This window comes from Amycolatopsis sp. cmx-8-4, from assembly GCF_046548675.1.
GTDB lineage: Bacteria > Actinomycetota > Actinomycetes > Mycobacteriales > Pseudonocardiaceae > Amycolatopsis.
Genome location: NZ_JAEBDZ010000008.1, coordinates 277,131 through 302,969, shown reverse-complemented (window position 1 = coordinate 302,969; position 25,839 = coordinate 277,131). Strand labels below are relative to the sequence as shown.

The window sequence follows — 25,839 nt, the reverse complement described above, 5'->3', positions numbered from 1 at the left end:
CCCGACATCGACCCCGTGAAAGGCGACGCTGACGTGCGCTCCCACCACAGAACCCGCTTCCTGGCCTCGGCGTTCGCCGCCCTGACCGTCGTGGGCGTGCTCGCCGGCTGCTCCCGCGCCGCGGAGAACACCGCCCCCGCCGCCAACGCGGGCGCCGCCACCGAGGTCCGGCTCGGGTTCTTCCCGAACGTCACGCACGCCCCGGCGCTGATCGGCGTCAAGAAGGACTTCTTCAAGCAGGAACTGGGCTCGACCAAGCTCACCACCCAGACGTTCAACGCGGGCCCCGACGAGGTCAACGCGCTGCTGGGCAACTCCCTCGACATCGCCTACATCGGCTCCGGCCCGGCGATCAACGCCTTCACCAAGTCCAAGGGCACCATCCAGCTGATCTCCGGCGCGGTCTCGGGCGGCGCGCAGCTGGTCGTCAAGCCGGACATCGCGAGCGTCGACGCGCTCAAGGGCAAGAACATCGCCACCCCGCAGCTGGCCAACACCCAGGACGTCGCGCTCAAGAAGTTCCTCGCCGGCAAGAGCCTGACCGGCCAGGTCAAGATCACCAACCTGGACAACTCGAAGACGCTCGACGCCTTCAAGAAGGGCGAGGTCGACGGCGGCTGGCTGCCCGAGCCGTGGTCGTCACGGCTGGTCCTCGACGCCGGCGCGAAGGTCCTGGTCGACGAGAAGGACCTGTGGCCCGGCGGCCGGTTCCCGACCACCGTCGTCATCGTGCGCAGCCAGTTCCTGCAGGAGCACCCGGACACCGTCCGCGCCGTGCTGAAGGGCCAGCTGGCCGCGATCGACTGGGCGAAGGCCAACCCGGCGGACGCGAAGACCGTCGTCAACGGCGCGCTCAAGGAGCTGGCCGGCAGCAGCCTGAGCCCGGCGGTCATCGACCGCGCGTTCTCGAACATCGAGCTGACCTCCGACCCGATCCCCGCCGAGTTCCCGCAGCTCGCGCAGGACTCGGTGACCGCGGGCGTCGTGAAGAGCGTCGTCGCGCTGAAGGGCTTCGCCGACTTCGGCCCGCTCAACGACGTCCTCAAGGTCCAGAACCAGCCCGCCGTGAACGCGCCCGAGCTCGTCAAGTGATCCGGAGAGGCAGCCTGCGATGACCACGACCCTCCCGAGTGGCCGGACCGGGCACACCGGCGTGGCCGCGGTGCGGCTGGACGGTGTGCGCAAGACGTTCGGCACGGGCGGGAACGCGGTGGTCGCACTGGACGGCGTCGACCTGACGGTCGCGCCGGGCGAGTTCGTCTGCCTGCTCGGCGCGTCCGGCTGCGGCAAGAGCACGCTGCTGAACCTGGTCGCGGGCCTGGACGCGCCGTCGGCGGGGCAGATCACGCTCACGACGTCCCGGCCGGCGGTGATGTTCCAGGAAGCCGCGCTGATGCCGTGGCTGACCGCCGCGCGCAACGTCGAGCTGCCGCTGCGCCTCGCCGGCTTCGGCCGGGCCGAGCGCCGCGAGAAGGCCGCCGAGCTGCTGGACCTGGTCCGGCTGACCGACGCCGGGGCGAAGCGGCCGCACGAGCTGTCCGGCGGGATGCGCCAGCGCGTCGCGCTGGCCCGCGCGCTGGCCGCGACCCTGCGCGTCGGCGGCGACCCGGAGCAGGCGCTGCTGCTGATGGACGAGCCGTTCGCCGCGCTCGACGCCATCACCCGCGACGTCCTGCAGGGTGAGCTGCTGCGCGTCTACCGCAGCACCGGCACGTCGGTGCTGTTCGTGACCCACGACGTGCGCGAGGCGGTCCGGCTCGGGCAGCGCGTGGTGCTCCTGTCGTCGCGGCCCGGGCGGGTCGTGCGCGAGTGGGTGGACGTGCCGCTGGCCGACGCCGAGGAGCTGACCGAAGAGATCACCGGCCACCTGCGAGAGGTGATCAGCACCCATGCCGCAGCTTGACCGGTCCGCAGATGTCGAAGACCTCGACGCCGTCGGCGCCGGACTGGACTCGCTCGACACCCCGGTCGGCGACCGCCGGCCGAGCTTCTGGAAGCGGTTCGCCTGGGGTTTCCTGCCCCCGGTGCTGGCGATCGTCGTGCTGGTCGTCGTCTGGCAGCTGCTGTGGGCCGCGGCGTTCTGGCCGGAGACGCAGCTGCCCGCGCCGATCGCCGTCTGGGACGAGTTCTGGAGCCACGTCGTCACCGGTGAGGTGTTCGGGTTCGTCTGGACATCGGTGCACCGCGCCGCGCTCGGTTTCATCGCCGGAGTCGTCCTCGGCACGCCGCTCGGGCTGCTCGTCGCTAAGGTCCGCGTGGTGCGGGCCGCGATCGGGCCGCTGCTGACCGGGCTGCAGAGCCTGCCGTCGGTGGCGTGGGTGCCGGCCGCGATCCTGTGGTTCGGCATCAACGACGGCGCGATCTACTTCGTCGTGCTGCTCGGTTCGGTGCCGTCGATCGCGAACGGCCTGGTCTCGGGCATCGACCAGATCCCGCCGATCCTGCCGCGTGTCGGCCAGGTGATGGGCGCGGGCCGGCTGTCGTCGGCCCGGCACATCCTGCTGCCCGCGGCGTTGCCGGGCTTCCTCGCCGGGCTCAAGCAGGGCTGGGCGTTCTCGTGGCGCTCGCTGATGGCGGCCGAGCTGATCGCGCTGTCCCCGCAGCTGGGCGTCGGCCTCGGTGCGTACCTGAACCAGGGCTCCTCGCTCAACAGCATCGAGACGGTGATCGCGGCGATCTTCCTGATCCTGCTGGTCGGCGTCGGGATCGAGCTGATCGTGTTCCGCCCGCTGGAGCGCTCGGTGCTGCGGGCCCGCGGGCTCACGTCGTCGCTCTAGAAACTTTTCCGCGCGGCGTGTCGAAGCGCCGCTGACGGCGTCGACGTCCCCTTCGCAAGCAGGTCCTACGCGAAGGAGATGGCGATGGGTGTCATGGCTGTGCTGGTGGCCTCGGTGGCGGGGTTCGTGGTGAGTTCCGCCTGGTACACGGCGTTCGGGACGGTCTGGGCCGGTCTGAGCGAGGCGGCCGCCGAGCGTCCGGCGCCGTGGAAGATGGCGGCGGAGTTCGTCCGGACCCTGGCGCTGGTCACGGTGTTCGCCGGGCTGAGCACCGCGGTCGGCGTCGACGGCGTCGCGGGTGCGCTCGGCCTGGCGCTGGTGCTCTGGGTGGGCTTCCCGGTGCTGATCCTGGCCGGGTCGGTGCTGCACGAGAACGTGCCGGTGCGGCTGGCCGCCTTGCACGCGGGCGACTGGCTCGTGAAGATCGTGGTCGTGGCGCTGGTGCTGGGGGTGTGGCGATGACCGGGGTGCTGATCGACGGGATCGCGTTCGGCGAGTCCCCGCGCTGGCACGACGGCCGGTTGTGGTTCGCCGACTGGCTGGCGCACGAGATCGTCGCGGTCACGCCGGCGGGGGAGCGCGAAGTGGTGTTCCGCGCGGACTTCCCGACGATGCCGATGTGCTTCGGCTTCCTGGACGGCGACCCGCTGATCGTCTCGTCGTCGCAGGGTCTGTTGCTGCGGTTGTCCCGGGACGGCTCCTTGTCCACCCACGCCGACCTGGGCGGGAAGGGCTACAACGAGATCGTGGTGGCCGCGGACGGTGGTTGCTACGTCAACGGCGGCGGCTTCGACCTGATGGCGGGGGAGGCGTACCGCCCCGGCGGCGTCTGGCACGTCTCGCCGGCCGGCGTGGCTCGCCAGGTCGCCGACGACATCGCGTTCGGCAACGGCATGGCCCTGACCCCGGACGGCTCGACGCTGGTCGTGGCGGAGTCGTACGCGAACCGGCTGGCGGCGTTCACCGTGTCACCGGACGGCGCGTTGAGCGAGCGCCGGGTGTGGGCGGACCTCGGCGACGGCGTCCCGGACGGCATCGCCCTCGACGCGTCGGGCGCGATCTGGGTGGCGGACGTCCCGGGCAAGTCGTGCACGCGGGTGCGCGAAGGCGGCGAAGTCCTGGAGCGGGTGGAGCTGGACCGCGGGTGCTTCGCGTGCGCGCTGAGCGAGGACACGCTGTACCTGGTGGCCCAGGAGTGGCACGGCCTGGACGGCGTCGGCGGCCCCCGGACGGGCCGGATCCTGACCCACCCGGTCGGTCAGTCCTCCGGCGGGGCCGTCGCCACCTCGAGCGAGAGCTGCTGAAGGACCTCCAGCACGTCGGGCTCGGGCTGCTCTTCCTCATAGGCCTCGACGACCTTGACGAACCCCATCAGCAGGCCGCGCATGACGGCCTCCTGGCGGTGCGCCAGCTGGTCGACGGCCTGGTTGACGATGTGCTGGACATCGGCGACGTGCTCCGCCGGGACGTTCATGTCCGCGGTCATGGTGAAGTCGAACGCCCCTTCGAGCAGCTCGGGGTACCCGCTCGAGCCGGACTCGTCGTTGCCGTCGCGCAGGTTCCGCCGAAGCCGGTAGACCGACGCGAGCAGGCCGATCCCGGTCTGCACCAGTTCCGTGTCCTCCATGGCCGTGAGCATGCCACGGCCGCGGCCGGACCCCGGTGATCGCCGCGCGACCCGGCCCGACGCGGAGTTGTCATCGGTCCGGGTTGTTTGCCAGGGCTGACCGAGCCGCTGCCAGAACTGGCTCCCGTGTACATGCCCGCCGTCACTTCGCCGTCATGGGGCGGACTGACTTGGCGAGTCCCCTCCGTTTGCCGGCCGCACCGGTGCGATCTCGTCGACAGAGGGAAAATTGTCCGTCTCCGAGGTTCGAATCGAACGACGAACAATCTCCACTTGCTCAAAGTAAGCCGCCAGCTGTTGCTGCTCGGTCAGGCCGAACAGCCTTGGCCGGTCTAGTAGTCGCCTGTACAAGTCATAGAACTCGGACTCGCCGTGTCGAAACGCCTTGTAGTTGTTCTCGACCCTGAAAGCTCGCGAGAATGCGAGCAAGATCGCGGCGTGTGCACCGACGATGGTCAACAGCCACTTGGACTGAGCGTCGTCAGTGATGGCTTGCGACAAGAATGGCACGGATGCAGTCGACAGCGTGATCCAGACCAGGCAATACGTGTGGAACGCTTTGTACTTGCTCGCCTGTGTCTTCCAGTAACCCAGCGTGCCGCGAAGGCGTTCAAAGTGCTGATCAAGCAGCTTCCTGGCCTCTTCGGAGAAATGCGGGGACTCGTCAAACGACGGGCCGCCGGGATGCAGGTCAACCCCCTTGAGCAGCGCCCGTCCAACTGGCACGAAACTTCCAACAGCTGCAGCTGGGTAAAGGATCAACGCGAGCGTCCAGCCGTTCACTGCACCGACCTCACTCCTTCACGCGGCGCCGACGTAGCACCCTGCAGATCGTCCAGGCCTCAGCTGACGTCCGACCCCCTCGATCGTAGTTATGACGGTTGGTCGACCACCGGGCCTTGCCTGTTACGGATCGCCAGCGAAGGTGCGACCTTCTGATCCGCAGTCAGATGCCCGGCGTGACGTGTGATCTCTCGTGGAGCGGCATCGGCGAAAGCCGGCCACCCACAGACGCCGTCACCGTGCAGACGACTCGACCCCCGGGCCGGAGCCCGGGGGTCGATGTCAGCTAGGTGCGAAGGTCAGCGGCCTCGGCGGGCGCCCGCGCGGGTGCCCGAGGAGAACGCCGCCGCGCCGCCCGACCGGCCGGCGCCCGCGCCGGCGGCAGGGGCGCCGCCACGGCGACCGCCGCCGCCGGAACCACGGCGGTCGGCAGAACCCGAAGCTCCGGCCGCCGCCGGGGCACCCGACCTGCGGCCCGAACCCGAGCCGCGGCCCGGCTCCGAAGACTGCGTGCGGCGGTCCGAACGCGGCTGGTCGTCGCGGCGGGACTGAGAGTTCGCCCGGGCCCGCTGGCCGCCGCGGTTTTCCTTCGGCGCGCCCGCGCCACCGTGACGTCCGCCGCGGGCCGGGCGCTCTTCACCGTCGCGCACGCGGGCCGGGCGGGCCGCGCCCGAGGCCGTGACCTTCTTCGGGCGGTTGTCCACCGGGGGCCGCTTCGGCGCCGCCGTGAACGACCGCTCGCCCGGGGCCAGCTCCGCCAGCAGCGGGTGGCCCGGGCCGAGCTGGGTGGTGGTCGGCTTGATGCCGGCCTTGCGGGTGAGGTCGCGGACGTCGCGGACCTGCTCGTCGGTCATCAGCGTGACGACCGTGCCGGACGCGCCGGCGCGCGCGGTGCGGCCCGAGCGGTGCAGGTACGCCTTGTGCTCGACCGGCGGGTCGGCGTGGATGACCAGCCGGACGTCGTCGACGTGGATGCCGCGGGCCGCGATGTCCGTCGCGACCAGCGTCTTGGCCGCGCCCGAGGAGAACGCCTCGAGGTTGCGCGTGCGCGCGTTCTGGCCGAGGTTGCCGTGCAGCTCGACGGCCGGGACACCCGACGCCACCAGCTTGCGGGTCAGCGCCTTCGCGCGGCTCTTCGTCCGGGTGAACACGAGCGTGCGGCCCGGCGCCGCGGTGAGGTCGACCAGCACCGGCAGCCGGTGGGTCTCCTCGAGGTGCAGGACGTGGTGCTCCATCGTCGAGACCGGCGACTGCGCCGAGTCGACGCTGTGCGTGATCGGGTTGCTCATGAAGCGCTTGACCAGCACGTCGACGCCGTTGTCCAGGGTCGCGGAGAACAGCATCCGCTGGCCGCGGGACGGCGTCGCGTCCATGATCCGCCGCACCTCGGGCAGGAAGCCCAGGTCGGCCATGTGGTCGGCCTCGTCGAGCACGGTGATCTCGATGGCGTCGAGCTTCACGTGCCCGGAGCGCATGTGGTCGGCGAGCCGGCCGGGGCAGGCGACGACGATGTCGACGCCGTCGCGCAGCTTGGTGATCTGCGGGTTGGCCGAGACACCGCCGAAGATGGTGGTCGTGCGCAGGCCCAGCGGCTTGGCCAGCGGCAGGATGGACGCCTCGATCTGCGTCGCGAGCTCACGGGTCGGCGCCAGGATCAGCGCGCGCGGACGGCCGGGCTTGCGCCGCGTCGGCCCCGCCGAGAGGCGGGCCAGCACGGGCAGCACGAAGCCGTAGGTCTTGCCGGAGCCGGTCCGGCCGCGGCCGAGCACGTCACGCCCGGCGAGGGTGTGCGGCAGGGTCGCCGCCTGGATCGGGAAGGGCTCGGTGACGCCCTGAGCGGCCAGCGCGTCCACGAGCGTGGTGGGCAGGCCGAGTTCAGCAAATGTGCTCATAAGTGCATGCGGGCGCGGCTGCGCCCTGGTCTCCATAACCTGAGAAGGGTTGTCCTGCCCGGCGCAGACCGGTCAACGGCCGCGGCGCGTGGTAGTCGACAACAGCAGCGGGCCGAGGCAGAACTGAGCGGCCCGCAAGATCAGTGTACCCAACGCGAGTGACGTACTCCTAGTGAGATTGCCCGCACCAGGATCGCCTTGCTAAGTTACCGGTCGGTAATCAAGGAGGCTCACCCCATGCTGCTGAACCCGCACGAGTACGACCCGGCCCACTTCGACGCCGAAACGCGCCGGCTGCTCCGGGCCACCATCGACTGGTTCGAGCAGCGCGGCAAGGCGAAGCTGGCCGAGGACTACCACGCGCGCACCTTCTACGCGGACTTCCTCGAGTTCGCCGGCAAGGAAGGCCTGTTCTCGACCTTCCTGACGCCCGCCGCGAACGCCGACGGCAACCCGGACAAGCGCTGGGACACCAGCCGCGTCGCCGCGCTGTCGGAAATCCTGGGGTTCTACGGGCTGAACTACTGGTATCCCTGGCAGGTCACGATCCTCGGCCTGGGACCGGTGTGGCAGAGCGGCAACGACGTCGCCCGCAAGCGCGCGGCGGACGCCTTGGACGCCGGCGGCGTCGGCGCGTTCGGACTGTCCGAAAAGGACCACGGCGCCGACATCTACTCCTCGGACCTGGTGCTCACCAAGGACGGCGACGGCTACCGCGCCACCGGGTCGAAGTACTACATCGGCAACGGCAACGTCGCCCGCACGGTCGCGGTGTTCGGCCGGATCGACGGCGTCGAGGGCCCGGACCAGTACGTCTTCTTCTACGCCGACGCCGAGCACCCGAACTACCACGTGGTGAAGAACGTCGTGCCGTCGCAGATGTACGTCGCCGAGTTCCGGCTCGAGGACTACCCGGTGCACGCCGAAGATCTCCTGCACGTCGGCGCCGAGGCCTTCAGCGCCGCGCTGAACACGGTCAACATCGGCAAGTTCAACCTCTGCTTCGGCGGCATCGGCATGGCGACGCACTCGCTGTACGAGGCCATCACGCACGCGCACAACCGCGTCCTCTACGGCAAGCCCGTGACGAACTTCCCGCACGTCCGCCGCGAGTTCGTCGAGGCCTACGCGCGGCTGACGGCGATGAAGCTGTTCTCCGACCGCGCCGTCGACTACTTCCGCACGGCTTCCGCGGACGACCGCCGCTACCTGCTCTACAACCCGATCACCAAGATGAAGGTGACCACCGAGGCGCAGAAGGTGATCGGCCTGGTCGCCGACGTCGTGGCGGCCAAGGGTTTCGAGGCCGGCACCTACCTCGCGATGGCCAAGAACGACATCGACGGCCTGCCGAAGCTCGAAGGCACGGTCGCGGTGAACCTCGCGCTGATCGCGAAGTTCATGCCCGCGTACCTGTTCTCGCCGCAGGAGTACGCCCCGGTGCCGACCCGCACCGACGCCGCGGACGACGAGTTCCTCTTCCGCCAGGGCCCGGCGCGCGGGCTGTCGAAGGTCCGCTTCCACGACTGGCGGGCCGCGTACGCGCAGGCGTCGCACATCCCGAACGTCGCGCTGTTCACCGAGCAGGCCGGCGCGCTGGTGAAGCTGCTCACCGAGGCGACGCCGGACGAGGCCCAGCAGGCCGACCTCGACTTCGGCCTCGCCCTCACCGAGCTGTTCACCCTGGTCGTCTACGGCCAGCTGATCCTGGAGCAGGCCGGCATCACCGGGCTCGACGAACAGGTCGTCGACCAGATCTTCGCGGTGCTGGTGCAGGACTTCAGCCTCGCCGCGGTGGACCTGAACGGGAAGCCGAGCTCGACCGAGGCCCAGCAGGCCATCGCGCTGGCGGCGCTGCGCAAACCGGTCGTCGACGCAGCGCGGTTCGACGCCGTCTGGGCGCTCGTCCGCGACCTCTCCGGGGCCTACGCTATGCACCCATGATGGCCAGGGAGTACCGGCTGGGAACGCTGCGGAAGACCGTCAACGCGCTGGTGAAGCCGCTGCTCGCGCGCGGCGTCCCGGCCGCGGGCAAGGGCGGCGTGCTGTTGACGACGAAGGGCCGCAAGAGCGGTCTCGAGCGCACGACACCGGTAAACGTCGTCGAGGTCGGCGGCGACCGGTGGCTCGTCGCGCCCTACGGCGCCGTCGCCTGGGTGCACAACCTGCGGGCCGACGCCGTCGCCCGGCTGAGCCGCGGCCGCGAGCACGAGACGTGGGAGGTCGAGGAGGCCGACGCCGCCACCGCGGCGCCGGTGCTGCAGGCCTACGTGCGGCAGATCCCGGTCACCGCGCCGTACTTCGACGCCAAGGGCAGCGGCCCCGTCGAGGCGTTCGCGGCGGAAGCCGATCGACACCCGGTGTTCCGGTTGGCAAGATCGCGGGCGTGAGGCACGAGCGGGCGGCGGAGCTGCTCTGGGACGCGTGGCGCACCGGCGAGCGGCTGGACGGGCTCCCGGCCGACGTCCGCCCGCGTGACGCCGCCGAGGGCATGGCGGCCCAGACCGCGCTGGCCGAGCTGGCCGGCCCGGTGAGCGGCTGGAAGATCGCCGCGACCACGGCGTACGCCCAGCAGCACCTCGGCGTCCCCGGGCCGCTGCCGGGCGCGTTGTTCGAGCGCTTCCACCAGCTCGAAGGCACGCCGGTGCCGGCCGACACGATGACGATGGGCGTCGCCGAGCCGGAGTTCGCCTTCCGCATGAAGGCCGACCCGGGCCCGGCGCCGTCGCTCGGCGGGGTGCTCGACGCGGTCGACACGATGTTCCTGGCGCTCGAGATGCCGGACAGCCGCTACACCGACCACCGCGCCGCGGGCGGCCCGCAGCTGCTGGCGGACGTCGCGTGCGCGGGCCGGTTCGTCGAAGGACGGGCCGTGCCGGGCTGGCGCGACCTCGACCTGCCGGGCCACGCGGTGGTCCTGCACGCCGACGGCGCGGAGTTCGCCCGCGGCCACGGCGGCCTCGTCCTGGGCGACCCGCGCCTGGCGCTGCACTGGCTCGCGACGGAACTGGCCCGCACGGGCCACCGCCTCCGCCCGGACGACGTCGTGACGACGGGCACGGCGACCCCGCCGTGCCCGATCCACGCGGGCGGCCACGTGCTCGCCGACTTCGGCACGCTGGGCCACGTCGAAGCGCGTTTCGTCTGACGGTCGGTGCCGGTTGTCGTGAGTGGTAATGAGGGTTCTAATCCTCATTACCACTCACGACCGGTAGCTGCGTCCGGGCACTAGGGTGATCATGTGCTGACTTTCCGTGCCGGGTTCGTCGTGCTCGCCGTGGTCGTGGCGGCGCTCGACGCGGGGTTCTGGCTGTTCACCCGCGGCCAGCACCAGACGAGTGCGCGGGTCGGGTTCCTGGTCGCGTTCGTGCTCCTGCTGGCCCTGCTCGCGGCGACCGCGGGCCTGGTGCGCTGGGAGGTCGCGGCCCCGCTCGCCGCGGCGTCGACGTCGGGCCTGTTCTTCGTCGGCGCGGCGTCGATCTTCAGCGTGGGCCTCGGTTTCCTGCTGACGGCGGTCGTCGAGGCGGCGCTCGTGCGCGGCATGGTGCTGGACGCGTCGCCGGTCGGCTGGCGCGGCGGCACGTGGCTGATCAGCCTGTCGGCGGCCGCGGTCCCGGCAGGGCTGTTCGTGGTGGGCCTGGTAGCGCTGAAGTGAGCCGGAACGCCGCCGGGCTCGCCAAAAGCCGTGAAGGCCTCCTTCCCGGCCATAAGAGCCGGTAAGGAGGCCTTCACGGCTTTGGTGCCTACTTGCCGAACCCGGCCCGGCGAAGCGCTTCCGCCATCGAGCCGCTGCTGCTCGAGGAGCCGGAGTTCCCACCCCGGCCGCCACCGCCGCCACCGCTGCCACCGCGCTGACCGCCGCCGCCACCGGAACCGCCCCGGCGCTGACCACCGCCACCGCCGCCGCCCTGCTGACCCCGGTCACGACCGCCGCCCCCACCACCACGGGACGACGAAGCCGCACCAGGCTCGTCGTCCAGGCGGAGGGTCAGCGAGATCCGCTTGCGCGGCACGTCGACCTCGAGGACCTTCACCTTCACGATGTCGCCGGGCTTCACGACCTCGCGCGGGTCCTTCACGAAGTTCTTCGACAGCGCCGAAACGTGCGCCAAGCCGTCCTGGTGGACGCCCACGTCGATGAACGCGCCGAAGGCCGCCACGTTCGTGACGACGCCCTCCAGGCGCATCCCCGGCTTGAGGTCGCCGATCTTGTCGACGCCCTCGGCGAACGTCGCCGTCTTGAACGCCGGGCGGGGGTCGCGGCCCGGCTTGTCCAGCTCCGCCAGGATGTCCGTCACCGTCGGGAGGCCGAACGTCTCGTCCACGAAGTCGGCCGGGCGAAGCGACGACAACGTCCGCGTGTTGCCGATGAGCGCGCGCAGGTCCGTGCCCGTCGTGGTCAGGATCCGCCGGACCACCGGGTACGCCTCCGGGTGCACCGACGACGAGTCGAGCGGGTCGTCGCCGTCCGGGATGCGCAGGAAGCCCGCGCACTGCTCGAACGCCTTCGGGCCGAGCCGCGCGACCTCCTTCAACGCCGTCCGGGAGCGGAACGGGCCGTTCGAGTCGCGGTGGGAGACGATGTTCTCCGCCAGCCCGGTCGTGATGCCCGAGACGCGGGTCAGCAGCGGCGCGGACGCCGTGTTGACGTCGACGCCGACCGCGTTCACGCAGTCCTCGACCACCGCGTCGAGCGAGCGGGACAGCGAGACCTCGGACAGGTCGTGCTGGTACTGGCCGACGCCGATCGACTTCGGGTCGATCTTCACCAGCTCGGCCAGCGGGTCCTGCAGCCGCCGGGCGATCGAGACCGCGCCGCGCAGCGAGACGTCCATGGTCGGCAGTTCCGCCGAGGCGAACGCCGACGCCGAGTACACCGACGCGCCCGCCTCGGACACGATCGCCTTGGTCAGCTTCAGCTCCGGGTGCTTCTTGATCAGCTCCTGGGTGAGCTTGTCCGTCTCGCGCGACGCCGTGCCGTTGCCGATCGAGACCAGGTCGACCTGGTGCCGGGCGCACAGCGCGGCCAGTTCGGCGATCGACTGGTCCCACTTGTTGGCCGGCTGGTGCGGGTAGATGACGTGGGTGTCGACGACCTTGCCGGTCGCGTCCACGACGGCCACCTTGACGCCGGTGCGGAAGCCCGGGTCGAGGCCCATCGTGGCGCGGGTGCCGGCCGGGGCGGCGAGCAGCAGGTCGCGCAGGTTGGACGCGAACACGCGCACGGCGTCGTCCTCGGCCGCCTGGCGCAGCCGCATCCGCAGGTCGATGCCCAGGTGCAGCAGGATCTTGGTGCGCCACGCCCAGCGCACGGTGTCGTTCAGCCACTTGTCGCCGGGGCGGCCCTCGTTGGTGACGCCGAACTTCGCGGCGATGCGCGTCTCGTAGTCGGTCGGCCCGACCTGCGGCTCGTCGGTCGGCTCGGCCGGCAGCATCGTGAGGTCGAGGACCTCCTCCTTCTCGCCGCGCAGCATCGCGAGGATCCGGTGCGAGGGGAGCTTGGTGTAGGGCTCGGAGAAGTCGAAGTAGTCGGAGAACTTGGCGCCGTCCTCCTCCTTGCCGCTGCGGACCTTGGCCACGAGGTGGCCCTGACCCCACATCTTCTCGCGCAGGTCGCCGATGAGGTCGGCGTCCTCGGCGAAGCGCTCGACGAGGATCGAGCGGGCGCCGTCGAGGGCGGCCTGCGCGTCCGCGACGCCCTTGTCCGCGTCGACGAACACCGCGGCCGCGGCGTGCGGGTCCGTGGTCGGGTCGTTCAGCAGGCCGTCGGCCAGCGGCTCGAGGCCCGCCTCGCGCGCGATCATCGCCTTCGTGCGGCGCTTCGGCTTGAACGGGAGGTAGATGTCCTCGAGCCGCGACTTCGTGTCCGCGGCGAGGATCGAGGCCTCGAGGGCCTCGTCCAGCTTGCCCTGGCTGCGGATCGAATCGAGCACGGCGAGCCGGCGCTCGTCGAGTTCCCGCAGGTAGCGCAGCCGCTCTTCGAGCGTGCGCAGCTGCGCGTCGTCGAGCATGCCGGTGACTTCCTTGCGGTACCGCGCGATGAACGGGACGGTCGAACCGCCGTCGAGCAGCTCGACGGTGGCCTTGACCTGTCCTTCGCGCACGCCCAGTTCTTCGGCGATCCTCTGCTCGACCGACACGCTCACTGCAACACGCTCCTGCTTCGCCCTCGGGTGGATCCGATCCGTCCATTCTGCCGTTCCGACCGCCCCGACTTTCGGATGGGGCTGACATCGGTGTCCTTGACATTCAGATTGGTCTAGTCCATTTTGTGGTGACCTGCCTCACGACCAGTGGAGGTCGCCCCGTGGTCCCCCAAGCCCGTCTAGCTCTGTTGTCGTTACTTTCCGCGGTCGCGCTGTGTCTCGGCGTGACGTTCGTGCTCGCCGGCAACGCCTCGGCGGCCAACATCCTCGCCAACCCCGGCTTCGAGTCCGGCACCTCGGGGTGGACCTGCACCGCCGCCCCGACCGCGGTGAGCACCCCGGTCCACAGCGGCAGCCGCGCCCTGAGCGCGACGCCGACGTCGTCGGACACCGCGCAGTGCTCGCAGACGCTCACCGTCGCGGCGAACACCGCCTACAAGCTGTCCGCCTGGGTGCAGGGCAGCTACGTCTACCTGGGCGTTTCCGGTTCCGCGACGACCAGCACGTGGACGCCCGGCACCAGCGGCTACGCGCAGCTCTCGCTGAGCTTCACGACCGGCGCCAGCACGTCGCTGACGGTCTACCTGCACGGCTGGTACGGCCAGCCGACCTACTTCGCCGACGACGTCAGCCTCGACGGTCCGGGCACCCCGCCGCCGACGACGCCCACGACCCCGACCACGCCGACGACCCCCACCACCCCGACGACGCCGCCGACCACGACCACCCCGCCGACGACGACCACGACGCCGCCGACCCAGGGTGACCTGCCCAAGCACGTCCTCACCGGCTACTGGCAGAACTTCTACAACGGCGCGAAGGCGCTGAAGCTGGCCGACGTTCCGACGAAGTACAACATCATCGCGGTGTCCTTCGCGGACGCCACCGGCACGCCGGGCGCGGTGAGCTTCACGCTCGACTCGGGCCTGTCGTCGCAGCTCGGCGGCTACACCGACGCGCAGTTCAAGGCCGACATCAAGACGGTCCAGGCGCGCGGCCAGAAGGTCATCATCTCGGTCGGCGGCCAGAACGGCACGATCAGCGTCGGCGACTCGTCGTCGGCGACCAACTTCGCCAACAGCATCAAGACGCTGATCACGAACTACGGCTTCGACGGCGTCGACATCGACCTGGAGAACGGCGTCAACGCCACCTACATGGGCCAGGCGCTGCGCAGCATCTACAACGGCGGCGGCAAGGTCATCACGATGGCGCCGCAGACGATCGACATGCAGTCCACCGGCGGCGGCTACTTCCAGCTCGCGCTGAACATCAAGGACATCCTGACGATCGTCAACATGCAGTACTACAACTCGGGCACCATGCTCGGCTGCAACGGCAGCGTCTACGCGCAGGGCACGGTCGACTTCCTGACCGCGCTGGCCTGCATCCAGCTGCAGGGCGGTCTGCGGGCCGACCAGGTCGGGCTCGGGCTGCCGGCGTCGTCGCAGGCGGCCGGGGGCGGCTACCAGGCGCCGGCGAACACGGTTTCGGCGCTGAACTGCCTGGCCAAGGGCACGTCGTGCGGCTCGTTCAAGCCGTCGGCGACCTACCCGACGATCCGCGGCGCGATGACGTGGTCGATCAACTGGGACGCGACCGCCGGGTACGCGTTCGCGAACACCGTGTCCGCTGGGCTTGCCGGCCTGCCGTGACGCACCCGTCATGAAGGGGCCCTTCCGGACGCTCGTCCGGAAGGGCCCCTTCACGGCACCCCCAGCCGGCGCGCGCAGACCCCCCGGCCGCGCGCCCGCGCCACCTAGACTGCAGGACGATCCGTGTGTGATCGTTGCGGAAACGTGGAATCCGCAGGTCGGAGCGGGTCTGAGCAGGTCTAGGGAGGAGTTCGGTGATGCGGTTCGGCGTCCTCGGCACCCTCGAAGCCGAATCCGAGGGGGCCGCCCTCGACGTCGGGCACACGCGCCAGCGCTACGTGCTCGCGGCGCTGCTGGCGGACCCGAACCGGCCGGTGACGCCGGACCAGCTCGTCACCCGCGTCTGGAGCGGCAACCCGCCGCACCGGGCGACGGCGACGCTCCGGAGCTACCTTTCGCGGCTGCGCGCCGCCGGGTGCGCGATCGAGCGGACCCCGCACGGTTACGTGCTGCGCGTCGACCCGGCGTCGGTCGACCTGCACCGGTTCCGGGACAAGGTGACGCGCGCGCGAGCGGCGTCCGACGACGTCGCCGCGGCCACGCTGTTCGACGAAGCGCTGGCGCTGTGGCGCGGCGAGCCGTTCGCCGGGCTGGACTCGCCGTGGCTGACCGGCGTCCGCGAAGGCCTGGAAGCGGAGCGGTTCGCGGCCCGGCTGGACCGCCACGACGTCTCGCTGCGGCTCGGGCGGCACGCGGCGCTGCTGGCGACGCTGCCGCAGCTGGCCGCCGAGCACCCGTTCGACGAGCGGCTCGCGGGGCAGCTGATCCTCGCCTACTACCGCAGCGGGCGGCAGGCCGACGCGCTCGCGCACTTCGAGGGCATCCGCCGTCGCCTGGCCGAGTACCTGGGCGCCGACCCGGGGCCGGGACTGCGCGGGCTGCACCGGCGGATCCTGGCGGGCGACCCGGGGCTGGAACCGCCGCCGGCCGCGCGTGAGGAGGTGCGGACGGGGTCGCTGATCGAGCTGGCCGCGATCCGCGCCGTCGCGACGTTGCTGATCGTGGCGCGCGAAGGCGACTTCGAGTCCGCGGCCTGGCGCGTGCGCAGCACGGCGGACGCGCTGGAGAAGGAGATCGGCGAGCTGGAGGCCGAGATCGGCGGCCCGCTGGTGGTGCACGACGACACCGGCGTCCGGCTGACGGAGCTGGGGGAGCGGCTGCGCACGGGCGCCCGGGCGGGCGTGGCGGAGCTGGCGGCGATCTTCACCGAGACGCGGGTGTCCGGCCGGCGGATCAGCGGCAGGCTGCGCGTGGGGTACGTCGCAAGCCTCGGCGGCGACCTGGTGACGCGGCTGACGTCGGAGTTCGAGCGCCGCCACCCGGCGTGCCGGGTGAGCCTGACCCCGACCCGCATCGGCGCCCGCTGGACCGAGCACGACCTGCTCGCCGAGGGCGACCTGGACCTGGTACTGCACTGGTCACCGGGCGGCGACACACGGTCGTTCGACCTGCCGAACCTGCGCACGGGCCCGCCGCTGCTGTCCCTGCCCCGAGGTCTCCTGATGCGCGAAGACCACCCGCTGGCGTCGCGGGCTTCGGTGACCCTGGAGGACATCGCGGACTACCGCCTGCTGGACCCGAGCAAGACGCTGAACCCGGTGGCCCGCGACCAGTGGGCCCCGCCGCGAACGCCGTCGGGCCGCCCGATCCCCCGCACGGAGGACGACGTCCCCCAGCTGATCGGCCGCACCCGCATCGGCGTCGAGGACATGCTCACGCTGGTGGCGCGCGGAATCGGCCTGCACATCACGGTGCTGTCGCTGCTGGAGCGCTACCCGTTCCCGGGCCTGAAGGTGGTCCCGGTGACGGGCATCCCGCCGATGATCGCGGTCCCGGTCTGGCGCGCAGCGGAGGAGAACGAAGCGATCCGCGCGTACGTCGCGGTGACGACGGAGCTGATGGCCGAAACTGTCGGTGACCCCGGATAAACTGGCGACATCGGGGAGCCGCACATCCACGCGCGCTGCTGAACCGCCCCCTCCGGGCGGGAAACTGCCACTCGCAGCGCGGCGAACGCGCGGCTCACTGCGGCACCAGTGGCAGCCGCAGCGCGCCAGGTGCCTCCGCAGGCACCACCGGCTTCCGCGGTGCCACCGCCGCCACTCGCCGATACTCCGCGCCCAGCGAAGGGCGCGGGTCCGGCTCGCCGGCGTTCGGCCAGAAAGCCATCGCCCGCTCCGCCTGGGCCGTGATCGTCAGTGATGGGTTCACGCCCAGGTTCGCCGTGATCGCCGAGCCGTCGACGACGTGCAGGCCCGGGTAGCCGTACAGCCGCTGGTACGGGTCGACCACCCCGGTGGCCGGCGAGTCACCGATCGCGCAGCCGCCGATGAAGTGGCCGGTGATCGGGATGTTCGCCGGGTCCGTCCACGCGCCCTGCGGGAGGCCGCCGATCTTCTCCGCCACCCGGCGCGTCACCTCGTGGCCCGCCGGGATCCACGAAGGGCTCGGGTCACCCGCACCCTGCTTCGTCGTCATGCGGCGGCCGAACAGGCCGCGTTTCGTGTACGTCGTCACGGAGTTGTCGAGCGTCTGCATCACCAGCAGCCCGATCATCCGCTCCGACCAGCGCCGCGGGTTGTGCAGCTTGACGACGTCCCGTCGCTGCCGCCACAACTCCTTCATCCCCAGTACCCAGCGCCGCTTACCAGAAGCAGCGTCCACCAGCACCGTCGTCATCAGGCCCATGAAGTTGCTGCCACGCCCGTACCGCACCGGCTCCACGTGCGTCACCGCGTCCGGGTGGATCGACGACGTGATCGCGACGCCGCGTGTGTAGTCCGTGTCGTCCCGCAGCGACCGCGCGGCCAGCACCGCCTCGGAGTTCGTCCGGGCGAGCAACCCGAGACGCGGTGACAGATCCGGCAAAGTCCCGTTGTCCCGCAAGCGGTGCAGCAGCCGTTGGGTACCCAGGGAAGCCGCCGAGAACACCACCTGCGACGCGGTGAACGTCCGGCGAGCCCGCCGCCCGGTGCGCACGGTGTCCACCGCGTAGCCGCCCTCGATCGGCCGGACGGAAACAGCTGTGGTCAGGGGGCGCACCACGGCACCCGCCTTTTCGGCCAGGTACAGGTAGTTCTTCACGGTCGTGTTCTTCGCGCCGACGCGGCAGCCCGTCATGCACTCGCCGCACAGCGTGCACTTCTGCCGGACCGGTCCCGCGCCGCCGAAGTACGGGTCCACTCCGGACTGTCCGAAGTAGACGCCGACGGGCGTGCGCCGGTAGGTGTGGCCGATGCCCATGTCCTCGGCCACCGAGCGCAGCACCCGGTCCGCGGCCGTCGTCGCCGGGTTCTCGACCACGCCGAGCATCCGCTTCGCCTGGTCGTAGTACGGCGCCAGCTCGTCCTTCCAGTCCGTGATGTGCGCCCACTGCGGATCGGCGTAGAACTCGTCCGGCGGCTCGTAGAGCGTGTTCGCGTAGACCAGCGACCCGCCGCCGACGCCCGAGCCGCTCATCACGAAGGTGTTCTTCAGCAGCGGCTAAGCGTTCCAATGCCGAAACACCCGAGCTTCGGCGCCCACAGGTACTTCCGCAGCCGCCACGACGCCTTCGCGAACTCGTCGTCGGCGAACCGGCGGCCGGTCTCCAGCACGCCGACGCGGTAGCCCTTCTCGGTCAGCCGCAACGCCGTGACGCTGCCGCCGAACCCCGACCCGATCACCAGGACGTCGTAGTCCATCACGCCACCCGGTAGTCGGCGATGTCGAACCGCTTGGTCCGGCGGTCGTATTCGGTGACCAGGCCCGGCCAGTTGGTCGTCACCCGGCCGTCGGCCTGGCGGTACCAGCTCGTGCACGCGCTCCACACGCTCCGGCCCAGCCGCGCCTGCACCTCGTCGTCGTACCGCTGTTCGACCTCCGGCAGCACGTCCAGCAGGGACACCTCAGGACGGGCTAACCGTTCTACAGCCTGACGGATATACCGAGCCTGGCGTTCGAGCATGTAGATGATGGAGCCGGCGCCGAGGTTGGTGTTCGGCCCGTAGACGCAGAACAGGTTGGGGAAGCCGGGCACGGTGATCCCGAGGTAGGCCCGCGCGCCGCCGGACCACGCGTCCCGCAGTGTCCGGCCGCCGAGACCGCGCACCTCGATCCGGCCGAGGAAGTCGGTCGCGGCGAACCCGGTGCCGTAGACGATGACGTCCGCCTCGTGCTCGACGCCGTCCTCGGTCCGGACGCCCTTCTCGGTGATCTCGCTGATGCGCGCCGTCTCGACGTCGACGTTCGGCTGCGCGAGCGCGGGCAGGTAGTCGTTGGTGAAGAGGATCCGCTTGCAGCCCAGCGGGTAGCTCGGCTTCAGCTTCGCGCGCAGCTCCGGGTCCTCGATGTGCCGGCGGCGCAGCTGCGCGGTCCGCAGTTCGAACATCTTCGCCAGCACGGGGTGGCGCGTCATCGCGTAGGTCGCGTACTCGGCGAGCAGGAAGATCCGCAGCCGGCCGAGCAGCTGCGTCGGCGGCAGGTGCTCGAACAGCCAGTGCTGCCAGCCGCGGTAGGCCGGGTCGGATTTCGCCATGACGTACGGCGGCGTCCGCTGGAAGACGGTCACCCGGTCGGCGTGCTTCCGCACCTCGGGGACGAACTGGACGGCGCTGGCCCCGGTCCCGATGACGGCGACGCGCTTTCCGCGCAGGTCGACGTCGTGGTCCCAGCGCGCCGAGTGGAAGGCGGCTCCCGCGAACCGGTCCCGCCCGGGGATGGTGGGCAGGACCGGCCGCGACAGCTGCCCCACGGCCGGGACGAAGACGTCGGCCGTGTAGGTCTCGCCGCTCTTGGTCGCGACGCGCCAGACGCCGTCGTCGAACACGGCCTCGGTGACCTCGGCGCCGTACCGGATGTGCGGCTCCAGGCCGTACTTCGTGATGACACCGCGCAGGTAGGCCAGGATGTCCGGCTGGTGCGAGAACCGCTTTGGCCAGCGCGGGTTCGGCTCGAACGAGTAGGAGTACAGCGGCGAGGGGATGTCGCAGGCGGCGCCCGGGTAGGTGTTGTCCCGCCAGACGCCCCCGGGCCCGGCCGCGCTCTCCAGGATCGTGAAGTCCGTGAACCCGGCGCGCTTGAGCTCGATCGCCGTGCCGATGCCGCCGAACCCGGTGCCTGCGATCAGCACCGACGGCCCCTTCGCCGAACCAGTCATGCTGAAGAAAGCTACCCACCCGGAGCCTGTGACAACAGGACACGAGCGGTCACGCGATCGAGATTTCCGGCCACGGCGCCGTTCAGGTCAGCACCCGGACGTCGTGGGTCGCCGCGTCCGGCTCCGCCCAGCTCAGCAGCCGCGCCGCCGCGCTCTCCAGGGCCTCCAGGTCCCGCTTCGGCAGCTTCTCGAACGGCGTCAGCTCCACCGCCGCCGCCTTGCGGTCCTTCCGAAGTTCCCAGAACCCGCGCACGTACCCACCCGTTAGCAGCGTCCCCTTGACCAGGCCGTTCTGCGTGATGACGCGCTTGCGGTGCTCGTCGCTGATCACCCGGCTGCGGTCGGCGTACGACAGGATCGTCTGGTCGAACGGCCCCAGCAGCCGCGGCGGCGCCGGGACGTCCTCGTCCGGCACGGACAGCTCCGGCAGGTCCAGCAGCTCGCGGCCGTCCGGGTCGCGGTAGCGGCGCAGGTCCATCGCCGCCGCGACCTCGCCCAGCCGGGCGATGCCCGCCCACGTCTGGACGTCCGCCACGGACGCCGGGCCGAACGCGCGCAGGTACCGCGCGATCAGCGCGGCGGGGGACGGCGGGGGCAGCGGCGCGCCGACCCACTCGTCCAGGCACGCGTACGTCGTCTGGCCGGCCTTGCCCCAGATCGCCCGCGGCGGGACCTGCACCAGCGGCAGCCGGCCGCGGGCCAGGTGGGTGAGGGACGCCGTCGGGACGTCCGGCCACCGCCGCGCCAGCTCGGCGCCCAGCGCGGTGCTCGACAGCGGCGTGTCGAGCAGCAGCTCCCGCGCGGCCGCGGCGACGACGTCGTGGTCCAGCCCGGTCAGCGCCTGCGCGTGCAGGGTGTTCTGCTTGAGGTCGCGGTCGTAGAGCACCTGCACCGCCGGCCGCCACGCCAGCGCGTCCGCCGCGGTCACGAGGTGGACCGTGCCGCGCATCAGCGCGATCCGGACCACCCGGCGGCTCTCCAGCAGCTCCGCCAGGTCGCCCGGCTGGAAGCCGTGCAGGCGCGCCCACAGCGCGTAGTACGGCGGGAACGGCGCCTGCGCCTGCAGCCCGGCCAGGTGCGCCACCGCGTCGTAGGCGGACAGCTTCGCGCGGCGCAGCAGCAGCTGGCGCTCCAGCGTCGCGCGGTTCAGCGCCCGTCGGCTCAACGTCGTCACAGTGTCACCCTAACGATCACCCAGGACAGTTCCGGTCCTCGATTCGCCGCCTCGCCGGGCGTGATCCATACTTCCGGCCATGGCCGAGTTCGCCGCCCCCGCCGTCGGGGACTGGGACTTCCCGCGCGGCACCGCGAGCATCGAGCTGATGACCCGTTTCGCCGCCGACCGCGGCCTGGCCGCCGGCCGGCTCCTCGCGGCGACGTCGTTGTCCGCGGACCTGCTCGCCGACCCGGCGGCGCAGGTCGACGCGCGCCAGGAGCTGGCCGTCGTCCGCGCGCTGGCCGCGGTGGACGGTTCGGACGCGACGGCCCTGGAGCTCGGGCGCCGTTACCGCGTCACCACCTTCGGCATCTTCGGGTTCGCCTGCATCAGCAGCCCCACGCTGCGGGACGCGATGCTGCTGGCGCTGCGCTACTTCGACCTCAGCTTCGCGTTCTGCATCCCGAACGTCGTGGCCGACGGCGACCGCATCGCCATCGAGCTCGACAACAGCCGCGTGCCCGCCGACGTCGCCCGGTTCCTCGTGCTGCGGGACCTGTCCGCGATCTTCGCCGTGATGCGCGACCTGCTGCCCGAGATCGCGCTGGACGACCTGAGCTTCCGCCACGACGCGTCCACAGTGGACGCCTACCGGGCGGCGTTCGGCGTCGAGCCCCGGTTCGGCGCCGACGCCTGCCGCGCCACCCTCGACCCGGCGTTCCTCGCGCTGCCGCTGCCGCAGGCCAACGAGCAGACCGTCGCGCTCTGCGCCGCGCAGTGCGAGGCCCTCGTCGCCCGCCGGCGGCAGCGGTCCGGGATCTCCCAGCAGGTGCGCGAACGCCTGGTGCGGCTCGGCGGGGTCGACGCCGGGATGGACGAGATCGCCCGCCAGCTCACGCTCAGCACGCGCACGCTGCGGCGGCGCCTGGCCGAGGCCGGCACCAGCTACCGCGCGCTGGTCGACGAAGTCCGCCAGGCGCTCGCCGAAGAGCTGCTCGACACCGGCGTGCTGTCCGTCGAGGACGTCGCGTACCGGCTCGGGTACGCCGAGGCGTCGAGCTTCATCTACGCGTTCAAGCGCTGGACCGGGATGACGCCCGCTGCTTTCGCCCGGCGCTTCCGCGCTGCTCGGCAAGCACCGCCGGGTAGGTGATTTTCAGCAGGTTGAGGATCGAATCGGTGAGAAACGTACGCAGCGCCGTCCGGTCCAGGGTGCCGCGGATGAGCCATTCGCGCGACGCCGCGCGCAGCATCCCGCCGAACGACCGGATCATCGCGCGCAGCTCCTCGCGGCCTTCGGTCACGTCCGTCATCAGCGCGGCTTCGAGCACGCGGTCGGCGGCGATCTCGTCCGCCTCCAGCATGATCCGCTCGATCTCCGGGTCGCGGCCCGCCGACTCCGGCCCGATCACGGTCAGCCAGGCGTCCCGGTTGCGGTCCACGACGTCGATCCAGCGCTCGACGCCGATCGCCAGCCGCTGCTCCATCGTGGTGTCCGGCAGCGCCTCGGTGACCGGCGCGGGCACGATCATCAGCTGCCGCACCACTTCCAGGTACAGCTCGCGCTTCCCGCCGAAGTAGTGGTTGATCAGCGGGCGCGCCACCCCGGCCGCGGCGGCGATGTCCGAAGTGGACACCGACGCGTAGCTGGCCGCGCCGAACAGGCGCCGCGCGGCGGCGAGGATCTCGGCGCGCCGCTCGGCGGGCTCGAGCCGCCGACGGGGCCGCGTTCCGCTGGTCATCCGCTCAGCCTCGCCGGGGAGCGGCACGCTGTCAACAAGTAGTTGACTTCTCGTCAAGAGAGTGACTCCGGTGGCGGGCAACCGAAGTCGCGTCAGCCGCTGCCGTTACGGAACCGGAACAACCCGCCGGTAACTTCCCGGCGCCCGGACACGACGAGACGACAGGGGGTCCGTGTGACCGGGGGTAGGAGCAGATGATCGAAGACGACGCGCCGATCCGGCCGGCGGGACGCTGGGTGAGCGTCCGCCTGCAGCATCGTCACGTCAGCTTCGACGACGCCTTCGAGCCGGACGAGCCGCTCCCGGACGGCGACTGCGCGGACGACGAGTCCTTGTCGTACTCCGGAATCGTGATCACGAGCTTCGACCAGGGGTCGAAAGTGGCCGAGCGCTGGATCCCGCTCGGCGTCGACCCGTCCGAAACGGACGACGAAGAACTGATCGAGCAGCTGCGCGAAGCCCTTCTCTGGCAAGCGGGGCGGCCGCCCCAGGAAGCTTCCGGCGAGTGACCTGCCGCGGCCCTCGTGAGTGGTAATGCGGGTTCTAACCCGCATTACCACTCACGAGGGCGTGCGCAGCCCTTCGAACGCCACCTTGCACACCGCGTCGGCCACCTCCGCCGCCGAACCGCGCCGCGGCCGGTACCACTCGATCAGCGAGTTGACCATGCCGAAGATCAGCCGCGCGATCACCGCCGGGTCGACGTCCGGGCGGATGTCGCCCTCGGCTTCGGCTTGCTTCACCAGGTCCGTCACCAGGAGGTCGAATTCGCGCCGGCGAGCCAATGCGGCGCGTTCCACCTTCGTGTTGCCGCGCACGCGCAGCAGCAGCGTGACGAACGGCAGCCGGTCGGCCAGCACCAGCACGCTGCCGCGCACCAGGTGCTCCAGCCGGTCGACCGCCCGCCCGTCGAGCCGGGCCGTCTCCTCGGCGACGGCGAACAAGCCGTCGAGGGCCCGGTCGACCGACAGCCGCAGCAGCTCTTCCTTGCTGGGGACGTGGTGGTAAATGGCCGACTTCGTGATGCCGAGCTTGCGGGAGAGGTCCTCCATGCTCGTGCCGTCGTAACCGCGCTCGTTGAACAGCTTCACCGCCACCTGCAGCAGCGATTCGAGGTCGTAGCCGGGACGTCCGCGCCGGGGCGCCGTCACGGCTTCTCCCGCTGGTCCACGATCCGCCGCATCTTGCCCATCGACCGCTCCAGGGTGTCCGGGTCGACGACGTCCACCGACACCGTCACGCCGACGCCGTCCTTCACACCGGTCACCAGCTCGGCGGCGGCGCGCACCCGGTCCTCGGCGACGGCGTCGTGGCGCGCCTCGACCAGCACGGTCAGGTGGTCGAGCCGCCCGCGCGTGGTGCGGACGAGCTGGAAGTGCGGGCTCAGCGCCTCCGTGCGCAGCACGATCTCCTCGATCTGGGTGGGGAAGACGTTGACGCCGCGCAGGATGATCAGGTCGTCGGTGCGGCCGGTGACCTTGTCCATCCGCCGGAACGCCGGGCGCGCGGTGCCCGGGTTCAGCGCGGTCAGGTCGCGCGTGCGGTAGCGGATGATCGGCAGCGCCTGCTTGGTCAGCGACGTGAACACCAGCTCGCCGGTCTCGCCGCCGCCCAGCACGTGCTCGTCGAAGGGGTCGATCACCTCGGGGAAGAAGTGGTCCTCCCAGATGTGCAGGCCGTCCTTCGTCTCGACGCACTCCTGCGCGACGCCGGGGCCCATCACCTCGGACAGCCCGTAGATGTCGACGGCGTCGATCGCGAACCGCTCTTCGATCTCCGTGCGCATCTGCTCGGTCCACGGCTCGGCGCCGAAGATCCCGACCTGCAGGGAACTTTCCCGCGGGTCGACGCCCTGGCGCTCGAACTCGTCGAGCAGCGTCAGCATGTACGACGGCGTCACCATGATGATCTCGGGCCGGAAGTCGGTGATCAGCTGCACCTGCCGCGCCGTCATGCCGCCGGACGCCGGGATCACCGTGCAGCCCAGCTTTTCCGCGCCGTAGTGCGCGCCGAGACCGCCGGTGAACAGGCCGTAGCCGTACGCGTTGTGCAGCTTGTGGCCCGGCCGCCCGCCCGCCGCGTGGATCGACCGGGCCATCACCGTGGCCCAGGTGTCGATGTCCTGCTCGGTGTAGCCGACGACGGTGGCCTTGCCGGTCGTGCCGCTGGAGGCGTGGATGCGCCGCACCTGGTCCTGCGGCACCGCGAACATCCCGAACGGGTAGTTCTCGCGCAGGTCCTGCTTGGTGGTGAACGGGAACTTCGCCAGGTCGGCGAGCTCCTTGCAGTCGTCCGGGTGCACGCCCGCGTCGTCGAACTTCCTCGTGTACGCGGGCACGTTCGCGTAGGCGTGCCGGAGTGTCCACTGCAGACGTTCGAGCTGCAGCGCGGCCAGCTCGTCGGCGGAGATGTTCGCCTCGATCATGCTTCTTCCCGTTTCCCGGAGATGACGCGGCTGCGGCCGCGGAATTCGGCGACTGTTTCCGGTCCCGCGGGGGTCTCCCGGTGCACGGTGACGTCGTAGATGCCGTTGCGGCCGTAGCGGGTGCGCTCGGTGGCCGTCGCGACGAGGTGGTCGCCGAGCCGGCCGGCGGCGACGAAGGAGATCTCCGCGCCCGCGGCGACGGTGACCGGGCCGTGGGTGTTGCAGGCGCAGGCGAAGGCGGTGTCGGCGAGCAGGAAGACGTACCCGCCGTGCGCGATGTCGTGCCCGTTGACCATCGACGCGGTGATCGTCATGGTCGCGACCGCGCGCCCGTCGCCGGCCTCGACGAGGTCGATGCCCAGCGCGCGGGACGCCTCGTCCGCGGCGAACATGGTGTGCGCGGCGTTGGTCAATGCACCCCTCCGTTGACTGACCGAATGGACGGTCATCCGGTGGTGCGCCTCAGTAAAGGCAGAGGTCCGGGCCGGTGTCAAGCGCC

Annotated in this window: 23 protein-coding genes and 1 pseudogene; 13 read left to right on the top strand and 11 right to left on the bottom strand. The window is 71.1% G+C overall.

Translation table 11 applies throughout. The features are described 5' to 3' along the window. Nucleotides 1–33 precede the first annotated feature (33 nt). From ACLJQZ_RS19835 to ACLJQZ_RS19815, 5 genes are all read left to right on the top strand, one after another. Nucleotides 34–1,092, top strand: a complete 1,059-nt coding sequence (locus tag ACLJQZ_RS19835) for an ABC transporter substrate-binding protein (protein ID WP_410621518.1) — start codon at nucleotides 34–36, stop codon at nucleotides 1,090–1,092. A gap of 19 nt (nucleotides 1,093–1,111) precedes the next feature. Continuing rightward, nucleotides 1,112–1,903: an ABC transporter ATP-binding protein gene (locus ACLJQZ_RS19830; RefSeq protein WP_410621448.1), complete on the top strand. Its 792-nt coding sequence runs from the start codon at nucleotides 1,112–1,114 to the stop codon at nucleotides 1,901–1,903. After that, on the top strand, nucleotides 1,890–2,777 hold the full coding sequence (locus tag ACLJQZ_RS19825) for an ABC transporter permease (protein WP_410621447.1): 888 nt from the start codon (nucleotides 1,890–1,892) through the stop codon (nucleotides 2,775–2,777). Before ACLJQZ_RS19830 ends, ACLJQZ_RS19825 begins: the two co-directional genes overlap by 14 nt. Before the next feature lie 84 nt (nucleotides 2,778–2,861). After that, the gene (locus ACLJQZ_RS19820; protein WP_410621446.1) at nucleotides 2,862–3,239 is read left to right on the top strand and encodes a DUF1761 domain-containing protein; all 378 of its coding nucleotides are present in this window, start codon (nucleotides 2,862–2,864) and stop codon (nucleotides 3,237–3,239) included. Continuing rightward, nucleotides 3,236–4,081 (top strand): SMP-30/gluconolactonase/LRE family protein, encoded by an 846-nt coding sequence (locus tag ACLJQZ_RS19815; protein ID WP_410621445.1) that lies wholly within the window; start codon nucleotides 3,236–3,238, stop codon nucleotides 4,079–4,081. Before ACLJQZ_RS19820 ends, ACLJQZ_RS19815 begins: the two co-directional genes overlap by 4 nt. Here ACLJQZ_RS19815 and ACLJQZ_RS19810 read toward each other — a convergent pair. The 3 genes from ACLJQZ_RS19810 to ACLJQZ_RS19800 all read right to left on the bottom strand — a co-directional run bounded on the left by ACLJQZ_RS19810 (nucleotide 4,036) and on the right by ACLJQZ_RS19800 (nucleotide 7,079). Further along, nucleotides 4,036–4,404, bottom strand: a complete 369-nt coding sequence (locus ACLJQZ_RS19810; protein WP_410621444.1) for a hypothetical protein — start codon at nucleotides 4,402–4,404, stop codon at nucleotides 4,036–4,038. The two genes, ACLJQZ_RS19815 and ACLJQZ_RS19810, sit on opposite strands and share 46 nt — an antisense overlap. Before the next feature lie 153 nt (nucleotides 4,405–4,557). Next, nucleotides 4,558–5,187 (bottom strand): hypothetical protein, encoded by a 630-nt coding sequence (locus ACLJQZ_RS19805; protein ID WP_410621443.1) that lies wholly within the window; start codon nucleotides 5,185–5,187, stop codon nucleotides 4,558–4,560. A gap of 299 nt (nucleotides 5,188–5,486) precedes the next feature. Next, on the bottom strand, nucleotides 5,487–7,079 hold the full coding sequence (locus tag ACLJQZ_RS19800; protein ID WP_410621442.1) for a DEAD/DEAH box helicase: 1,593 nt from the start codon (nucleotides 7,077–7,079) through the stop codon (nucleotides 5,487–5,489). Between the two features lie 237 nt (nucleotides 7,080–7,316). Between ACLJQZ_RS19800 and ACLJQZ_RS19795 the strand changes: the two genes are divergently transcribed. From ACLJQZ_RS19795 to ACLJQZ_RS19780, 4 genes are all read left to right on the top strand, one after another. Then, nucleotides 7,317–9,023 (top strand): acyl-CoA dehydrogenase, encoded by a 1,707-nt coding sequence (locus ACLJQZ_RS19795; RefSeq protein WP_410621441.1) that lies wholly within the window; start codon nucleotides 7,317–7,319, stop codon nucleotides 9,021–9,023. Further along, entirely contained in the window at nucleotides 9,020–9,469 is a 450-nt protein-coding gene (locus tag ACLJQZ_RS19790) for a nitroreductase family deazaflavin-dependent oxidoreductase (protein ID WP_410621440.1), read from the top strand. The genes ACLJQZ_RS19795 and ACLJQZ_RS19790 overlap by 4 nt, the downstream gene beginning before the upstream one ends. Further along, nucleotides 9,466–10,227: a 2-keto-4-pentenoate hydratase gene (locus ACLJQZ_RS19785; RefSeq protein WP_410621439.1), complete on the top strand. Its 762-nt coding sequence runs from the start codon at nucleotides 9,466–9,468 to the stop codon at nucleotides 10,225–10,227. The genes ACLJQZ_RS19790 and ACLJQZ_RS19785 overlap by 4 nt, the downstream gene beginning before the upstream one ends. Nucleotides 10,228–10,320: 93 nt before the next feature. Beyond that, nucleotides 10,321–10,734, top strand: coding sequence for a hypothetical protein (locus ACLJQZ_RS19780; protein WP_410621438.1), 414 nt, complete (start codon nucleotides 10,321–10,323; stop codon nucleotides 10,732–10,734). Between the two features lie 88 nt (nucleotides 10,735–10,822). Here the strand turns inward: ACLJQZ_RS19780 and ACLJQZ_RS19775 are convergent, their stop codons facing one another. Beyond that, nucleotides 10,823–13,225 (bottom strand): Tex family protein, encoded by a 2,403-nt coding sequence (locus ACLJQZ_RS19775; RefSeq protein ID WP_410621437.1) that lies wholly within the window; start codon nucleotides 13,223–13,225, stop codon nucleotides 10,823–10,825. A gap of 161 nt (nucleotides 13,226–13,386) precedes the next feature. On the opposite strand from ACLJQZ_RS19775, the gene ACLJQZ_RS19770 reads away from it, so the two are divergent. Together ACLJQZ_RS19770 and ACLJQZ_RS19765 are read left to right on the top strand one after the other, a co-directional pair. Beyond that, the gene (locus ACLJQZ_RS19770; RefSeq protein WP_410621436.1) at nucleotides 13,387–14,880 is read left to right on the top strand and encodes a chitinase; all 1,494 of its coding nucleotides are present in this window, start codon (nucleotides 13,387–13,389) and stop codon (nucleotides 14,878–14,880) included. Nucleotides 14,881–15,077: 197 nt separating this feature from the next. Beyond that, nucleotides 15,078–16,808, top strand: coding sequence for a BTAD domain-containing putative transcriptional regulator (locus ACLJQZ_RS19765; protein ID WP_410621435.1), 1,731 nt, complete (start codon nucleotides 15,078–15,080; stop codon nucleotides 16,806–16,808). Between the two features lie 94 nt (nucleotides 16,809–16,902). Here the strand turns inward: ACLJQZ_RS19765 and ACLJQZ_RS19760 are convergent. The 3 genes and pseudogenes from ACLJQZ_RS19760 to ACLJQZ_RS19750 all read right to left on the bottom strand — a co-directional run bounded on the left by ACLJQZ_RS19760 (nucleotide 16,903) and on the right by ACLJQZ_RS19750 (nucleotide 21,191). Further along, nucleotides 16,903–18,563 (bottom strand): annotated as a pseudogene (locus tag ACLJQZ_RS19760) (GMC oxidoreductase). Further along, complete coding sequence (locus tag ACLJQZ_RS19755) at nucleotides 18,563–20,017, bottom strand: flavin-containing monooxygenase (RefSeq protein WP_410621434.1); 1,455 nt, start codon at nucleotides 20,015–20,017, stop codon at nucleotides 18,563–18,565. Before ACLJQZ_RS19755 ends, ACLJQZ_RS19760 begins: the two are co-directional and overlap by 1 nt. Nucleotides 20,018–20,099: 82 nt before the next feature. Next, nucleotides 20,100–21,191, bottom strand: a complete 1,092-nt coding sequence (locus tag ACLJQZ_RS19750) for a winged helix DNA-binding domain-containing protein (RefSeq protein ID WP_410621433.1) — start codon at nucleotides 21,189–21,191, stop codon at nucleotides 20,100–20,102. 79 nt (nucleotides 21,192–21,270) lie between these two features. On the opposite strand from ACLJQZ_RS19750, the gene ACLJQZ_RS19745 reads away from it, so the two are divergent. Then, complete coding sequence (locus ACLJQZ_RS19745) at nucleotides 21,271–22,326, top strand: AraC family transcriptional regulator (protein ID WP_410621432.1); 1,056 nt, start codon at nucleotides 21,271–21,273, stop codon at nucleotides 22,324–22,326. On the opposite strand, the gene ACLJQZ_RS19740 is transcribed toward ACLJQZ_RS19745, so the two are convergent. Beyond that, nucleotides 22,247–22,915, bottom strand: coding sequence for a TetR/AcrR family transcriptional regulator (locus tag ACLJQZ_RS19740; RefSeq protein ID WP_410621431.1), 669 nt, complete (start codon nucleotides 22,913–22,915; stop codon nucleotides 22,247–22,249). The genes ACLJQZ_RS19745 and ACLJQZ_RS19740 overlap by 80 nt on opposite strands. Nucleotides 22,916–23,109: 194 nt before the next feature. On the opposite strand from ACLJQZ_RS19740, the gene ACLJQZ_RS19735 reads away from it, so the two are divergent. Beyond that, on the top strand, nucleotides 23,110–23,424 hold the full coding sequence (locus ACLJQZ_RS19735) for a hypothetical protein (protein ID WP_410621430.1): 315 nt from the start codon (nucleotides 23,110–23,112) through the stop codon (nucleotides 23,422–23,424). Nucleotides 23,425–23,475: 51 nt separating this feature from the next. On the opposite strand, the gene ACLJQZ_RS19730 is transcribed toward ACLJQZ_RS19735, so the two are convergent. The 3 genes from ACLJQZ_RS19730 to paaI are packed head-to-tail and all read right to left on the bottom strand — an operon-like array spanning nucleotide 23,476 to nucleotide 25,732. Further along, entirely contained in the window at nucleotides 23,476–24,066 is a 591-nt protein-coding gene (locus ACLJQZ_RS19730; protein WP_247061674.1) for a TetR/AcrR family transcriptional regulator, read from the bottom strand. Beyond that, entirely contained in the window at nucleotides 24,063–25,340 is a 1,278-nt protein-coding gene (gene paaK / locus ACLJQZ_RS19725; protein WP_410621429.1) for a phenylacetate--CoA ligase PaaK, read from the bottom strand. Before paaK ends, ACLJQZ_RS19730 begins: the two co-directional genes overlap by 4 nt. After that, a complete protein-coding gene (gene paaI, locus ACLJQZ_RS19720; RefSeq protein WP_326959847.1) occupies nucleotides 25,337–25,732 on the bottom strand; it encodes a hydroxyphenylacetyl-CoA thioesterase PaaI in 396 nt (131 codons plus the stop codon). The genes paaK and paaI overlap by 4 nt, the downstream gene beginning before the upstream one ends. Nucleotides 25,733–25,839 lie beyond the last annotated feature (107 nt).

Excerpts from the sequence above, each read along its gene's own strand:
- ACLJQZ_RS19830 (WP_410621448.1), top strand. The coding sequence starts at position 1,112 with ATGACCACGACCCTCCCGAGTGGCCGGACCGGGCACACCGGCGTGGCC.
- ACLJQZ_RS19825 (WP_410621447.1), top strand. The coding sequence starts at position 1,890 with ATGCCGCAGCTTGACCGGTCCGCAGATGTCGAAGACCTCGACGCCGTC.
- ACLJQZ_RS19820 (WP_410621446.1), top strand. The coding sequence starts at position 2,862 with ATGGGTGTCATGGCTGTGCTGGTGGCCTCGGTGGCGGGGTTCGTGGTG.
- ACLJQZ_RS19815 (WP_410621445.1), top strand. The coding sequence starts at position 3,236 with ATGACCGGGGTGCTGATCGACGGGATCGCGTTCGGCGAGTCCCCGCGC.
- ACLJQZ_RS19810 (WP_410621444.1), bottom strand. The coding sequence starts at position 4,404 with ATGGAGGACACGGAACTGGTGCAGACCGGGATCGGCCTGCTCGCGTCG.
- ACLJQZ_RS19800 (WP_410621442.1), bottom strand. The coding sequence starts at position 7,079 with ATGAGCACATTTGCTGAACTCGGCCTGCCCACCACGCTCGTGGACGCG.
- ACLJQZ_RS19795 (WP_410621441.1), top strand. The coding sequence starts at position 7,317 with ATGCTGCTGAACCCGCACGAGTACGACCCGGCCCACTTCGACGCCGAA.
- ACLJQZ_RS19790 (WP_410621440.1), top strand. The coding sequence starts at position 9,020 with ATGATGGCCAGGGAGTACCGGCTGGGAACGCTGCGGAAGACCGTCAAC.
- ACLJQZ_RS19765 (WP_410621435.1), top strand. The coding sequence starts at position 15,078 with ATGCGGTTCGGCGTCCTCGGCACCCTCGAAGCCGAATCCGAGGGGGCC.
- ACLJQZ_RS19755 (WP_410621434.1), bottom strand. The coding sequence starts at position 20,017 with ATGACTGGTTCGGCGAAGGGGCCGTCGGTGCTGATCGCAGGCACCGGG.
- ACLJQZ_RS19745 (WP_410621432.1), top strand. The coding sequence starts at position 21,271 with ATGGCCGAGTTCGCCGCCCCCGCCGTCGGGGACTGGGACTTCCCGCGC.
- ACLJQZ_RS19740 (WP_410621431.1), bottom strand. The coding sequence starts at position 22,915 with ATGACCAGCGGAACGCGGCCCCGTCGGCGGCTCGAGCCCGCCGAGCGG.
- ACLJQZ_RS19735 (WP_410621430.1), top strand. The coding sequence starts at position 23,110 with ATGATCGAAGACGACGCGCCGATCCGGCCGGCGGGACGCTGGGTGAGC.
- paaK (WP_410621429.1), bottom strand. The coding sequence starts at position 25,340 with ATGATCGAGGCGAACATCTCCGCCGACGAGCTGGCCGCGCTGCAGCTC.
- paaI (WP_326959847.1), bottom strand. The coding sequence starts at position 25,732 with ATGTTCGCCGCGGACGAGGCGTCCCGCGCGCTGGGCATCGACCTCGTC.